The sequence below is a fragment of the Cystobacter fuscus genome, from assembly GCF_044360685.1.
GTDB classification, from domain to species: domain Bacteria; phylum Myxococcota; class Myxococcia; order Myxococcales; family Myxococcaceae; genus Cystobacter; species Cystobacter fuscus_C.
This window is the reverse complement of the sequence record NZ_CP043491.1, coordinates 5,243,135-5,257,371: the sequence shown is the minus strand read 5'-3', so window position 1 is coordinate 5,257,371 and position 14,237 is coordinate 5,243,135. Positions and strand designations below refer to the sequence as shown.

General features: G+C 68.9%; 11 protein-coding genes. 6 read left to right on the top strand and 5 right to left on the bottom strand.

Features of this window, described 5'->3' with window-relative positions; all coding sequences use genetic code 11:
* Positions 1-3: 3 nt before the first annotated feature.
* Complete coding sequence (locus F0U63_RS21505; protein WP_395847781.1) at positions 4-1,620, bottom strand: chemotaxis protein CheA; 1,617 nt, start codon at positions 1,618-1,620, stop codon at positions 4-6.
* Between the two features lie 34 nt (positions 1,621-1,654).
* Complete coding sequence (locus tag F0U63_RS21500; protein ID WP_395847780.1) at positions 1,655-1,807, bottom strand: hypothetical protein; 153 nt, start codon at positions 1,805-1,807, stop codon at positions 1,655-1,657.
* Positions 1,808-2,425: 618 nt separating this feature from the next.
* On the opposite strand from F0U63_RS21500, the gene F0U63_RS21495 reads away from it, so the two are divergent.
* The 4 genes from F0U63_RS21495 (at position 2,426) to F0U63_RS21480 (ending at position 8,367) form a co-directional block, all read left to right on the top strand.
* Entirely contained in the window at positions 2,426-2,974 is a 549-nt protein-coding gene (locus F0U63_RS21495; RefSeq protein WP_395847779.1) for a carboxymuconolactone decarboxylase family protein, read from the top strand.
* Positions 2,975-3,380: 406 nt separating this feature from the next.
* The gene (locus F0U63_RS21490; RefSeq protein ID WP_395847778.1) at positions 3,381-5,063 is read left to right on the top strand and encodes a M20/M25/M40 family metallo-hydrolase; all 1,683 of its coding nucleotides are present in this window, start codon (positions 3,381-3,383) and stop codon (positions 5,061-5,063) included.
* A gap of 198 nt (positions 5,064-5,261) precedes the next feature.
* Complete coding sequence (locus F0U63_RS21485) at positions 5,262-6,947, top strand: serine/threonine-protein kinase (protein WP_395847777.1); 1,686 nt, start codon at positions 5,262-5,264, stop codon at positions 6,945-6,947.
* Positions 6,948-7,107: 160 nt separating this feature from the next.
* A complete protein-coding gene (locus F0U63_RS21480; RefSeq protein ID WP_395847776.1) occupies positions 7,108-8,367 on the top strand; it encodes a hypothetical protein in 1,260 nt (419 codons plus the stop codon).
* 32 nt (positions 8,368-8,399) lie between these two features.
* Here F0U63_RS21480 and F0U63_RS21475 read toward each other — a convergent pair whose 3' ends face one another.
* Both F0U63_RS21475 and F0U63_RS21470 read right to left on the bottom strand, forming a co-directional pair.
* On the bottom strand, positions 8,400-9,437 hold the full coding sequence (locus F0U63_RS21475; RefSeq protein ID WP_395847775.1) for a hypothetical protein: 1,038 nt from the start codon (positions 9,435-9,437) through the stop codon (positions 8,400-8,402).
* Positions 9,434-10,132, bottom strand: a complete 699-nt coding sequence (locus tag F0U63_RS21470; protein ID WP_395847774.1) for a hypothetical protein — start codon at positions 10,130-10,132, stop codon at positions 9,434-9,436. Before F0U63_RS21470 ends, F0U63_RS21475 begins: the two co-directional genes overlap by 4 nt.
* Before the next feature lie 214 nt (positions 10,133-10,346).
* Here F0U63_RS21470 and F0U63_RS21465 point away from each other — a divergent pair, with 214 nt between their 5' ends.
* Both F0U63_RS21465 and F0U63_RS21460 read left to right on the top strand, forming a co-directional pair.
* Entirely contained in the window at positions 10,347-11,036 is a 690-nt protein-coding gene (locus tag F0U63_RS21465) for a hypothetical protein (protein WP_395847773.1), read from the top strand.
* 2 nt (positions 11,037-11,038) lie between these two features.
* Entirely contained in the window at positions 11,039-11,410 is a 372-nt protein-coding gene (locus tag F0U63_RS21460) for a hypothetical protein (RefSeq protein ID WP_395847772.1), read from the top strand.
* Here the strand turns inward: F0U63_RS21460 and F0U63_RS21455 are convergent, their stop codons facing one another.
* Positions 11,411-14,191, bottom strand: a complete 2,781-nt coding sequence (locus tag F0U63_RS21455) for a LuxR C-terminal-related transcriptional regulator (RefSeq protein ID WP_395847771.1) — start codon at positions 14,189-14,191, stop codon at positions 11,411-11,413.
* Positions 14,192-14,237 lie beyond the last annotated feature (46 nt).

Below are 14,237 nucleotides of genomic sequence, written 5' to 3'. Positions count from 1 at the left end.
GCGTCAGCCCATGGCGGCCCGCTGGCGGATGGCGGTGCGCAGCAGGGTGGGCACGTCCAGGACGAGCCCCACGCGACCGCTGCCGAGAATGGTGGAGCCGGACACGCCGGGCAGGTGGCGGAAGAGCCGGCCCAGCGGCTTGAGGACGCACGGGCCCTCGCCATACAGCGCGTCCACCACCAGGCCCGCCCGGCTCCCACCGTGGCCCAGCACGACGACGCTCTCCCGGGCCGACACGGGGCCCTCCACCCCCAGCACCTCGCGCAGCCGCAGGTAGGGCAGCGAACGGCCTCGCAGACTCAAGACGCCGGCACCGGACTGCCCGTGGCGATCCGCGGGCAACTCCAGGCACTCGCGCACCGCCGCCAGCGGCAACACGTACGTCTCCTCGCCCACGCCCACCGAGAAGCCCTGGATGGAGGCCAGCGTCAGTGGCACCCGCAGCTTCACCGTGGTGCCCTTCCCCTCCTCGCTGCGCAACGTCACCAGGCCCCGCAGCGCCTCCACGCTCCGGCGCACCACGTCCATGCCCACCCCGCGCCCGGAGACCTCCGTCACCGCCTCCGCCGTGGACAGCCCCGGCAGGAAGATGAGCTCCTCCAGCTCCTCCACCGTCATCCGCCCGGGCTCCATCCCCAACTCGCGCGCCTTCTCCCGCAGCCGCGCGTAGCGCAGACCCCGGCCATCATCGGACAGCTCCACCACCAGCGAGCCCGGCTCATGGAAGGCCCTCAGCACCAGCGTGCCGCACGCCTCCTTTCCCGCCGCCCGCCGCTCCTCCGGCGTCTCCAACCCGTGGTCCACCGCGTTGCGCACCAGGTGCAGCAAGGGCTCGCGCAGACCCTCCACCAACGCCGTGTCCACCTCCACGTCCTCGCCCTCCAACACCAGCCGCGCCCACTTGCGCTCCATCCGCGTCAGGTCGCGCACCGTGCGCAGGTGCTGCCGGAAGAGCGGACCCACGGGCACCATCCGCACCCGCATCACCTCTTCCTGCAACTCCTCGTGGAGGCGGTCCGCCTCGTGGTGCACCTCCTGGGCCTCCTCGGCCGTGCCCGTGCTCAGCACCTGCGCCAGCCGCGTGCGCGCGATGGCCAGCTCTCCCGTCAGGATGGCGATGCGGTCCAGCTTCTCCACGTCCACGCGCAGCGTGCGCCCGCGCCGCCCTCCCAGCTCCACCGCCGATTCCCCGGCCGGCCCGGCGTATACCCCCCGGGGAGACTCCTGCTGGCGCAATGACTCACAGCAGGCCCTCAGCCGCGCCACCAGCCCCGCGTCTTCCTGCGCCGGCCGCTCCCGACCCTCCAGCACCGACCGCAACAACTCCCGCAGCCGGTCCACCGCCGCCAGCAGCAGCGTCACGTGCTCGTCGGACACCGGCAGACGCCGCTCCAGCAGCGTCTCCAACACGTCCTCCAGCACGTGCGCCACGTCCGTCATTCCGGAGAAGCCCAGCGCGCCCGCCGCCCCCTTCACCGAGTGCGCGCCCCGGAAGATGGACCGCAGCCGCTCCTGGTCCGGATGCTCCTCCAGCGAGACGAGAATCTCTTCCATTCCGGTCAGGAGCTCTTCCGACTCCTCCGCGAAGGTGGCGAGCAGCCGCTCGCGATCCAGTTCCAAAGCACTCCCCCCTTCTCTAGAAATCGCCGTCCCTTCAGGACGGCGCGCCAGCGGCGATGCCGCGTGCGCGGTACAAGCCCCTCGCCTCTTCCGTCGCGAGCAACTCCAGCAGCTCGCGCTCCTCGGGCTCGAGGTGGGGTTCGTGGGACAGCAGCCACCGCGGCAGCACCTGCGTGGCGAGTGGCATGGTGTGATTCCCCCATCTGCTCGAGACGGCTCGGACCCGCCCCCCCACTCCGCCCCCGCCTCCCTGATTCCTTGATGGGTGCAAGGAATCAGGAGCACTGCGCGTAATTGAGATGAAAGGGAATACGGGAAACCGAGCGTGCCCGCCTACCAGGGCCAAATACAAAGCCTCACCAGTGGACGCCAGCGAACACTCACCTGCCAACACAGGGTAATGGTTGCCATTTCTCCCGGAAGAACAGGTGAATACACCGTCCACCAGCCGACGATGAACTGCCCTCGCGAACGGTGCGACAAGGCCCCACCAGAGGCCTGTTGCCTCACGGGCCACAGCCGCCGGGGAATATGTTCAAGAAATGAGAAACATTCCATGTCGTGTATTGGGAATGATCCACCCGGACAACACGCCCACACCCGGAAATGTGGGTCATGTAAGGATTGAGCTACCCTCAAGCGCACCGGAGCGGACGGGTCGACATGGACACCGCGCGTTGCACGCGAGGCCCGGCGAGCCCCGCCGTCGAAGCGGCTGTAATGCAGGCGGGGCTGGAGACCTTCCTGGGTGTCGCGGCGTGAACCGGCTACTTCCGGCCGCTCCCGCCGCCCCTTGGAGCACACCATGTCCCGCATTTCCAGCCCCACCGCCGACTCCGCCCCCTCCTCCACCCAGCCCCTGCTGCAGTCCCTCCAGAAGAAGCTCGGCCGCGTGCCCAACCTCTACGCCACCATCGGCCACTCTCCGGGTGCCCTGCAGTCCATGCTCTCCTGGGAGGAGGCCCTGTCGCGCGGCAACACCCTCTCCCGCCGCGAGCGCGAGCAGCTCAGCCTTCACGTCTCCGAACTCAACGGCTGCGGCTACTGCATCTCGGCGCACTCGGCCATCGGCAAGTCCGCCGGTCTGAGCGAGCAGGACATCGACGCGGCGCGCGTGGGCGCCGGCGTCAACGCTCGCGAGAACGCCATCCTCGCCCTGGCTCGCCGCGTGGTGCGCACCGGCGGCCACGGCGCGGGCGGCGAGCTCACCCGCGCCCGTGAGGCGGGCCTCACCGACGCCGAGGTGGTCGACATCATCGCCGCCGTCTCCCTCAGGAGCTTCACCAACGCCGTGGCCGTCATCGCCCAGACCGAGCTCGACTGGCCCAAGGCCCCCTCCCTTCCGGAGGCCTGAGCCCCACGGGAAACAGGCCGGCGAGTGCCTCGCGGCCGCGGTGCCGACGGCGCACCGCGGCATCAGCACATCCGGTGCACGCCCCCGGGGCCTCGCCAGCCCTTCGGCTGCCGCGCCATGTCACGCCCACGCACGCGACAGGGCCTCGTTCCGCCCATGCGTCTCACACGCAACAATGCCTCTGTTCCTGCTATGAGGCCCCATGCCTCGTGTGGCTACTTCCCGGCCCGCGAAGGAGGAGTGTGTGCTTCGTATGAACAGAAGGAATGACATGTCTGGATTTGGAACTCGGCTTGCCTTCTTGGTGTTATTAGGATTTGCCTGCACGTGTACTCCGACAGAGGATCCGCCGGATGAGCCGTCGGAGGGTGGGCTCGAACAGCTCCACCGCTACATCGACGAAAAGTTGTTCGATGACCTCTCGAAGTTCGTCGCGGCCCGGACCTACCGTGGGGCGGACCAGAGCGAGGCCGAGACCGTGGCCAACCTCCAGAAAATCCAGGAGGAGGTGCGGCTCCAGGTCGAGCAGTTCAACGCGGAGCAGAAGGTGCACAAGCTGGTGCCCTTCGAGTGGAAGAAGACCATCAATGGCCAGGAGTACTGGCTCTTCGGCGTGCGCGTGGGCTCGGGGCCGCGCCGGGTCGCGCTGAGCAGCCACCTGGACACGGTGCCGCCGGGGACGCAGGCGGGCTGGGAGCCCTTCAAGCTCGTGAAGGAGCAACGGACCTATTTCGGCAGGGCGCAGGAGTTCTACGTCGGCCGCGGCTCCATCGACGACAAGGGCCCCGCCCTCATCGCCTTCAACGTCCTGAAGGCCGTGGCCCGGCAATACGACGGCGACTCCAAGCTCAATGGCGTCACCCTGGAGGTCCTCTTCGACACCTCGGAGGAGACCGACATGGCGATGCCCTACTACCTGGAGGACAAGCCAGAGGAGAACCCGGACCTGGGGGTCATCTTCGACGCCATGTGGTGCATCCGCGCCGAGAAGGGAATTGAGCGCCCCGTCTTCACCATCAAGCGCGGCACCACGACGCCCACGGGCGTGTGGATCGAGTCGCTCAACACCCCCCAGGGGCCCGCGAACCAGATTCCCGACTCGGCCACCGCCGTCATCCGCTCGGACTCGCCGCAGGCCCTCGAGAGCTTCGCCCAGCAGGTGGAGGCCCTGTACAAGGGCCACGGGTTCGACGATCCCGCCTATCGCCGGGCCGAGCTGACCGTGGACAGGTCGGACCTGGCCAACAACGGCCTCGTCCTCACCACCAAGGTGAGCGGCGCGCAGCACGGCTCGGCACCGGACGAGAACCGGGAGGAGGGCGCCAACCCGCTGATCTCCCTGAGCAACTTCTTGAGCGCCCAGGTGGGCGTGGGCAAGCACCTGGCCCGTAATGAAGTCAGCGAGCTGGCCCGGTTCATCACCTGGAGCTGGGGCACCAAGGTCTTCGGCGAGCACCACCCGGAGCTGCTGCAGCGCGACGATGAGGTCTTCACGGCGGGCAACGGGACGACCTATGCCGTGACCCGCTTCTACACCAACCCGGCGGGCGCTCCCGACATCGCCGCGCGGGTGCAGATCGACATCCGCTATGCCCTCGGCCACCACAGCGTGGCGTGGGACAAGAAGACCGAGGGCCTGGTGGGAGGCAAGGCGTCCAAGAGCGTCTTCCAGGACACCTTCGCGAAGCTGCTGCAGGAGTTCCCCAAGGAGGCTGACTACACCCTCGGGTTCCAGACGACGACCTCGTACCCGCCCGATGTCCGGCTCCCGGAGGGCAATGCGTTCCAGCGCGTCAGCTCGGCGTTCGAGAAGGCCCTCGGCGAGCAGTGCCCGCGGTGGGCCATCGGTGGCGGAACGGATGCCAAGGGCAATACGAACCTGATCGCCGCTGGCGCGCTGTTCACCGAGAAGATGGGGCCGCCCATCAACTACCACGGCATCAACGAGGGCGCTCCGGTCGAGGATCTCCGCAAGAGCGCCGACATCCTCTACAACCTGTTCAAGGATGAGGTGGAAGGCGCCACGAAGGCCTCGTCCACCGTCCGGCCCCTCTTCACGCCGATGCGCGTCGCGCCGGACTTCCACTAGTCCGCGGCGCGAAGTCTCCAGCGACGTTCCGTGCGCCCCCGTCCCATCCTCCGTGGACGGGGGCGCGCGGAGGTCCCCACGCGGGCCGGATTGAACGCCGGGTAGGACATTCAGAGATCCGGTCCGGCCGAGCTGCTCGAGCCGGGCGCCGGGATTCGCCTTGCCGCCACGGCTGGCTGCGAGACAATGGGGCTTCCCATGCCTCACTCCGACCCTCCGGGTAGCGCGGCGCCGCTCGGTGCACAATTGCTCGCCGAGCACTTCCGGGCGGACGCCATCGCCCGTGAAGCCGCGGTCACCCGGTTCATCAGCCGGGTGTCCTGCCTCTTCATCGTCTCCACGCTTGGGATGAGCCCACTCATCGGCTGGCCCCGCGCCCTGTCCGTGGCGGGCCTGTGTGCCGTCTTCGCCGTCTACTACGGGGTGCTGTCCCGGATGCTGCGGCGAGGCTGGTTCCACCCCGCCATCTACTGGGTCAACGTCGTCCTGGAGACCACCACCGGGGCCTTCCTCTTCGTCTGCGACACCCTCTTCGGAACCGCCGAGCAGGCGCTGGGCAACCCCATGGCCGTGCTCTGGACCGGGACCATCGTGTTCACGGCGCTGCGGGGCAAGCGCAGCCTGGCGCTCTTCGCGGGAGGGCTCGTGGCGGCGCAGACGGTGCTGCTCTACTTCCTGCTGGCCTGGCCCCGGCTGGCCGAGCCCATTCCCCTGATCTTCACACCGCAGCTGGTGATTCTGCGGGCCGTCTACTACTTCGTCATCGGATGGCTGTCGGCGCTCGTGGCCGGCTACCTCACGCACCGGGCCGAGCAGGCACTGCACGCCGTGCGAGAGAAGGAGCTGGTGGGCAAGTACTTCCTCCACGAGCGGCTGGGCGTGGGCGGCATGGCGGAGGTGTTCCGCGCCACCTACAGCCCCGAGGGCGGCTTCGAGAAGCAGGTGGCGATCAAGCGCATCCTCCCGGCCTACGCCGAGGACGAGGACTTCGTGACGCTGTTCCGCCGGGAGGCGGAGCTGGGCTCGCTGCTCAACCACCCCAACATCGTCCAGGTGCTCGACGTGGGCCGGTTCGGAGACACCTATTTCATGGCCATGGAGCACATCGAGGGCATGTCCCTGCGCGAGCTGCTCAAGAGCCACGGGCCGCTGCCGCCGACGGTGGTGGCGTACCTCGGGGCCGAGCTGGGCCAGGCGCTCGACTACGTGCACGGGCGCACCTCGAGCGAGGGCCTGCCGCTCAACCTCGTGCACCGGGACGTGAATCCACCCAACATCCTGCTGTCGCGCATCGGCGAGGTGAAGCTGGGGGACTTCGGCGTGGCCCGCGCGGCCATTCACGTCCGGCTCACGCAGGCCGACCGGGTGCGCGGCAAGCTGGGCTACCTGGCACCGGAGCAGGCACGAGGCCAGGCCTTCGACGGGCGGGCGGATCTCTTCGCGCTCGGGCTCACGTTGCACGAGGCCCTCACGGGACAGCGTGTCTTCCAGGGGGAGGATGCCTCGGACATGGTGCGCGGCGCCCCGCCGCCCTTCCTCGTGCCGCCCTCGACGCACCGCCCGGAAGTGCCCCCGGCGCTGGATGCCGCCATCATGGAGCTGCTGCGGTGGCAGGTGGCGGAGCGCACGGACCGGGGCCTGCGGCTGCGTGAGCAACTGTGTGCCCTGACGGGATCGTCCGCTCCCTACCCTCACGGACAGCGGGAGCTGGGCCGCCTGGTGCAGGAAGCCCTCGCGCGCAAGGAGGGCCGGGCTCTGGTGCGGAGCGCGGAGCAGGAGACCCGGGTGGAGCGCTCCTTCCCAACGAGCAGCGAGGTGCCCACGACGGTGCTGCCGGGCGGAGAGCCGCTCACGCATGAATTCAAGAACGGGACCGACCGGTGAGCCGCCAACCCGGGTGCCCACGAGCCGGGCGACGACGCCGGGAACGCGCGCTTCCGGAGAGGGTTCGGACAAACGTCACAAACGGCATGACGCCATTCCCTGTCAGAGGGGGTCGAGCGTGCGTCATCACCGTGAATCAAGAAGCCCGGAACCGGCAGCCGTGGCCGGGACGAACCCGCCGACAGGCTCGCCGAACACGAAGGGCGAGCGCTGGAGCGTGTTGCTGCTGCTGCTGTTGAGTTCGGCCATCGTGGGGGGGCTGGGGCTGTTGCTGCGGGTGATGGAGGTGACAGGGCGCCACCTGGTCCTGGCGCTCGTGGGCTCGCTGATGCCGAGCTTCCTCCTGCTGGGCTACCGGCTGTTGAGCGCCCAGCGCATCTTCGGTGTGCGGCGCGAGGAGGTGAGGAGCTACCAGTCCTTCCTGGCCGTGTATGCGGAGACGCGGGCCGATGGCACCCTGCCTCCCATCTTCAGCCGGGAGCTGAGCGGCGAGCTGATCGAGCAGCAGGGCTACCTCCGGCAATTCATCCTCGGGGCGCTGCTGCTCGCCGTGCCCTTCTTCAGCCTGGCCCTGATGCTGGTCACCCGGGGGCTCGACCGCATGAGCCCGAACGGACTGCTGGGGCTGGAGCTGGCCGGCTGCGGCATCTACGTCTACACCCTGGGGCTCGCCATCTTCCGCATCCGGACGGCGGCCCTCTCCGCCGAGTTCGTCATGTCCGCCGCCCTCCGGGCGCTCATCCTCATGGTGCTGGGCTATGTGCTGGGCTCCATCGGCTTCTTCCATCCGAGCCAGAGCGTGGCGGCCGCCTTCCTGTATTTCTCCCTCGGGCTGTTTCCCTCGGTGGGGATGAAGGCACTCAATCAGCGGCTGCGGCAGGCCCTCCTTCCGGATGCGCCCGGCACCGAGCCCCTGCCGCTCAGCTATGTCAATGGCATCACCGATCAGGTCGCCGAGCGGCTCGAGGAGCTGGGCATCTTCGATATCCAGCACCTGGCCCGGGTGGAGCCCGGATGGTTGACGCTGCGCACCCTCTATCCCCTGTCGCGCATCATCGACTGGATGGATCAGGCCCTCCTCATCTCCTACCTTGGCAAGGAGATCCTCCATGCGCGCGAGGTAGGCATTGGCGGGGCCATCGACATGCGGTCGATCTGCCGGCAGAGCCGCCGCGCGAGCCCGGAGAAGGCCCGCCTCCCGGATGCCAGGGGCGAGCAAGCGCTCAAGGTGCTCCAGGAACTGGCCAAGAGGAGCAAACTGTCGATGGAGACGCTCCAGTGCATCGGTGGGGCGCTCGAGGAGAGCAGCCTGGTCGATCTGCTGGCCTGTCTCCAGAACGGATGCTGCCCGGTCAGGAAGCGGAATGTCCCTCGCTGCTCAACCCCCCCCGATGCGCAGTCCGAGCCGCGCGCGGCGTGAAGGCGACGGGCGCAGACGAGTTCTCTCGATGCTCACACCTGCTCGCGGCGCACGGACCAGATGAAGCCGTCGTACCAGAAGTGCATGAGCGACACGACGAGGGTCAGTGCCCACAGGCTCTCCAGGTCCGGATCCAGCAGCTCCGCACCCACGCCGTAGACGAGCACCGAGCCCAGGAAGACGGCGGCCGCCACGGGCCTGTTGGCCCGCCATTGGCCGAGCCGCAGCCTCTCCCGGATGCGCTCCTGCTCGGAGGCCCACACCAGGGCGAGGTACTGCACGGCGTGGAGGAGATTCATGATGAAGAAGGCCTCGCCCCAGCTGTCGAAGCCCCAGGAGTAGATGGAGCAGGCTCCGGTGGTGACGAGCAGGAAGACCTTCAAGAACGACAACCGGTAGCCCCGCCGGTACAGGTACCAGTGGGCGAACACGTAGAAGACGAGGAAGGCGCCCCCGAGGGTGACGACTCCGAGCGTCCACGCCCGGTGGGTGGCGGACATGAAGGCCGGAACGGCGGTGAAGAACGGCAGGCCCACGTCCTCGAGCGCATCGAAGCTGCGGAAGTGGTCCAGCATGGTGGCCCCGGCGAGGATGGGCCCGGCGTAGAGCAGGTGGTTGAGCCAGAAGTCGAGCTGCCGGGCCAGGGCGGGCGGGTTGCCCCCATTGCGATCGTAGATGCGCGCGAAGCCGAACGTCTGGAGCCCCGAGTGCCACACGTCCCAGAAGGTGGCGAGCACGGTGGCCAGGGCGGCCACCATGGGGGAGCCACGGATGAGCGCCCACGCCAGCACCGGCACCAGGAGGAAGCGCAGGGGGAAGCGTCGCAAGAGGGCCGGGTTGCCATGGCTCCGGAAGAAGACGGCCACCAGGTGCGCATGGATGAGGGAGCCCACCAGCAGCCCGGCCAGGGTCTTTTCGCGGCCCCAGAGCACGAATGGCTCCCCGCTGAAGGAGGTGCCCGAGATGGCCACCCCCAGCGCGAGTGCGCCAAGCGGCGGCAACAGGAAGAAGGCCCAGTCGTAGACCGGCCCCACGATGTACGGCGACGGCCTGTCCACGGAAGCACTCATGGCCCGGACGACACCTCGCGCTCGGGGGCCACGAGCGAGACGCGCACCCTCGCCCCCAGGTACTCCACCAGCGCCACGAGGAAGAGGCTCACCCCCAGCAGCTCGAGGGACTCCTCGATGAGGTCGATGAGCGCGTAGACAAGGTTGTCGTTGCCATGCCGCTCCGTCCAGTAGCCGAGCGGCAGCTCCATGCCGAGGGCACCGGTCACGTAGAGGGCTCCAGCGGTGAGGAATTGCCAGCGGGGCCTCGCGGGCAGGTGCGCGAGAAAGGGCAGGTAGAGCAGCCCGAATCCCAGGACGGCGCCCCCCGCCGGCACCACCCAGCTGAAGTACAGCACGCCATCCAGTTCCAGCCACTCACCGAGGTGCTCGTGCAGGCCGACCGCCTCGTCCATGGACAGGTAGAAGAACGCCGCGGCGAGCCCCCACCAGTGGCGGCGGAGGGGAGCGCCACGGAGCACCGCGTCACGCGCGATGGCCGCCAGCACCAGCGCGCAACACAGCAGCAGCCCCGAGGCGTACCAGGTGGGCAGGTTCTGCTCATAGCTGAGCGACAGGAAGCCGAGCAGCGGCCTGAGTTCCGGCGAACGCCAGCGGGCGTACGCGAGCTCGACGGCCAACCCCAGGCCGGTGAGCAGCCCGAGGAGCCAGAGCAGGAGACGGCGGAGCGCGGTGTGCGAGACGAGGAGATCCATCGAGACGCGCGTGGGAGAGAAAGCGGGGTGCGGGCCGCATCCTGGAACGAGGGGGGCGCCGTGTGAACACCGTCGAGATGTCCGCCTCCACGCGGGCCGTACAACCAGGCGGGCACGCGTGCAGTGGCGCTGCAACCCCAGGCAGCAGGGGCCACTGGGCGTCTCTTCTCCTTCACGCCATCCGTCGTAGTCTGCGCGCCTCACGGAGGGTGAGATGGCACGGATGGACTTGATGGGCTGGGCGCTCCTGCTGGCGCTCGCCGGTGCGGGAGTGAGCGAGGCGAAGCCGGTGAAGTACGCGGGGCCGCACCCACGCACCGGCCAGCCGGAGGGAGGGCTGTGCCACATTCAGGCAGTGCACGTGCATGCCGCGTCGCCGGTGCATGCGCCGGTGCTCTACCGGCAACACGGCGACGTGTACTTCTTCATCGGCGACCCGACGCCCTTCGGGTACGACGGGCCGCGCCACTCGTACTATGGGCACCATCCGGTGGTCATCAACGTCGTCCTCGGGGAGGACTCCCGGGAGGACGACGTGGCGTACTGCTACCACGACGGGCCGCACTCCCATTACTACCCGCCGCCTCCGCGCCACGACTTCGAGGAGCAGGAGGACGTGTACTACTACACGGACGAATACCCGGAGGTGTACACGCGCGACAGGGCGCGGCTGGTGCAGGTGAACATCATCTACCGGCCGTGGCACTATGCACGCCCGGTGGTGACGAGGGCTCCTCCGCGCGGGTACCACGGCCCAGTGGTACAGGTGAACGTGAACGTGCCCGCCGTTGGCGTCGAGGTGAACGTGAACCCGGCACCGGCCCGCTACGAGGAGCACGACAGGCACAGGCACATGAAGCACAAGCACAAACACAAGCACAAGAAGTTCAAGGACAGGGATTGAGCATGCGACGCGGGCTCTCGTGCTTGGGATTGCTGCTGCTGGCGGCATGCAGCAGCGGCGGCGAGGATGTCATCGCCGCGTGGAAGAAGGCGGGCCACACGCCGGGCGAGTTCAAGGACGTGGGCGAGAAGCTGCCCGGGGGCAAGTGCGTGGCGGGCCGGGTGGCCGGCCTGGACGCCACCGTGTGCGACTTCTCGGAGGCGGAGCAGGCACGCAAGGCAGAGGACGCGGGTTGGGAGCTGGTGGGCAGCGCCGTCGGCTCGTCCATCGTCTCCGGGAAGGTGTTGCTGGTGGTCGCGGATTCCCGCAAGGAAGATCCGAGTGGACGGCGCATCAACGACGTCATCCGGACCTTCCAGCAGGCGACGCGCTGATCACAGGTTCCGGTGGAGCCGCTCCTGGGCCTTCACGATGGCCGCGGTGCGGGTGGTCACGTCGAGCTTGGCGAACACGTTGCGCAGGTGCCACTTCGTGGTGGAGAGCGCCACGTTGGAGCGCTCGCTGATCTCCTGATTGCTCAGCCCCTGCGCGAGCAGCTTGAGCATCTGGAGCTCGCGCTCGGTGAGTGGCTCGAGCGGCGCGCTGGGCGGGTCCGCGAACTCCCGCGGCCCCCCCATCCCCGCCGAGAGCACGTCCTGGAACCGCTCGGTGTACCGGGAGGGCAGGACGTGGCTCAGCTTGCGCTGGGTGGCGGCCGCGGCGATGACCTCCTGCAGCCCCGGCGTCTCGTCGAACACGCCGCGGTTGAAGCCGAACCGCTGCACCAGCGCGATGCCGCGGTTGAGCGCGGCGAACGCCGCCGTGGGATCTCCGGCCCTCCAGTGACACACCGCGATCGCCGCGAGCAGCGCGCTCTCCCGGGACACGTAGCCCACGTCATGGGCGCTGGCTCGCAGCGTCTCCAGCAGCGCGTGCGCCTTGCCGTGCCGCCCGCGCGCCATCAGCACCCACGCCCGCGCGAGCCCGAGCCGCTCCCAGGTCTCGTCGTAGAAGCGCCGCTCACTCCACTCTCCGCGCCGCATGCGCTCGCCCAGGCCGAACTCCAGCGCCACCGCCCTCATGCGCTCCGGCGCCTGCTCCACCAGACTGAGCCGGATCTTCTCGCCGCAGACATGGGCGAGGAAGCGCGTCTGGTGGCCGCACTCGAGGACGCTGTGGAGATAGTCCAGGAGCTGCCAGGCCTCCGTGTACCTCCCGCGGATGGACTTGATCCGGACCAGCACGAGGTAGGCCATCGCGAAGGTCTCGAACGCGGGCGCCTGCGGCAGCAGTGGCAGCACCTCGGTGCAGAGCGCCTCGGCCTCGTCGAGCCGGTTCTGCTCGTAACGGGCGTTGGCCAGTGCCGTCGCCGCGTTCACCCACACCTGGTTGCGCCGGCCGCGGTTGGCCTGCGCGAAGGCCGCTTCGCACCGCTCCGCCGCTTCCTTGAGGTTTCCCTGCGCCCGGTCCGCCAGCGCGATGAGGACGTCCGTGTAACCGTTGATGAAGGGGCTGTTGAGTCCCCGCAGCGTCTCGCGCGCGCTCAGCGCGAGCCGGCGCATCGCATCGAACCTGTTCATCCGGAGCGCCTGGTAGGCCTTCGCCGCCAGCAGCGCGCTCGCCATGAAGATGTCCGGATCCTCATGGCCCGGCCATGCGTCCAGCTCGAGGCCGGAGCCCGGGGCCGCGCCGGACAGGATGGAGTGGAACAGCGTGAGGCGCTCGAGCTGCTTCGACAGCCGCTCGCGCTCCGGTTCTGACGTGGCATGCGCGGCCGCGAGGCGCAGCCCGGCGTCCCGCAGCGCCGAGGAGGCCTGCGCATAGCGCCGGGACAGGATGAGGCACGCGATGCGCGCCACGCAGATCGCCGGCGAGCGGATGACCTCCTCCGCCGTCAGCTTCTCCGTCCAGTGGAGCACGGAGGCGATCTCCCCCTCGCGCATCCACGCCTCCGCGCAGCGCGCCGTGAGCTCGAGGCACCAGCTCCGGTCGCCGGAGGCGAACGCGTGTTTCAGCGCCTCGTCGGGCCGCTGGTGCTCGGCGAACCACGCGCTCGCCGCCCGATGCAGCCAGGGGATGCGGTCGCCGAAGTCGCACGCGAGCTGGGTCCTCAGGAAGTCGAGGAACAGGGCGTGGTACCGGTACCACTGACGCTGGGAGTCGAGCGGCTGGATGAAGAGCTGCGCCCGCTCGAGGTTCGCCAGCAACGCCGGGCCATGGGTGATGCCCAAGAGCGCGTTGCACAGCTCCCCGTTGAGCTGGTCCACCACCGAGCTCAGCACCAGGAACTCATGCACCTCCTCGCTCTGCTCGCGCAGCACCGCGTCCGCGAGGTACCGCGCCACGTCCCGGTTGGAGCCAATGTTCTTGCGCAGCGCGTCACCCACGTTCGCGTGCTCGCCCACCGACAGCAGCGCCAGCTTCACGCCGGCGACCCATCCCTCGGTGCGGGAGAGCAGGTACTCGACATCATCGGGCGCGAGCTCGGTGTCACACAGGCGCTGTCCCAGCTCGCGGATGGCCTCGCCATCCAGGCTCAGGTCGCGGCTGTCGAGCACCACCAGTTGCTCGGTGAGCTTCAGCTTCGCCAGGCCCAGCTCGGGCAGGCCGCGCGACGAGACGACCCAGTGGACGTGTGGCGGCGAGTGCTCGAGCAGGTACGAGAAGGCCCGCACCAGCGAGGGCTCGCGCAGCACGTGGAAGTCGTCGAGCACCACCACCAGCTCGCGTCCCAGGTTCCACAGGCTCCGCAGCACGACGGACATGGCGTGGTCGAGCGCGAGCTCCACCTGCGCGTCGAGCGGGCTCGCGATGTACGCGTCGAAGTCCGGAGTGGCCCGGCGAATCGCCCCCACCAGGTACGAGAAGAAGCGCTCGGGCGCGTTGTCCAGCTCGTCGAGCGACAGCCACGCGAACAGCCTCCGCGTGCACGCTTCGCGGTACCACTGCGTCAGCAGCGTCGTCTTGCCCCAGCCGAGCGGCGCGGTCACCAGCACCAGCTTGCCGCCAACGCCCCGGTCCATCTTCCGCAGCGGCGCGCCACGCGCCACCAGCACGGAGGTCGTCTGCGGCGGAGAGAGCTTCGTCGGCAGCAGATGCGAGAGATGTTCGCCGCAGGGTGCCGCATGCTCCGCGACCTCCGTCAGGAAAGGCGATGACGCACGACGACTCCTCATTGCGCTTCCAAGGCTCGGCATTGACCCATCCCCCAACGGCCGATTT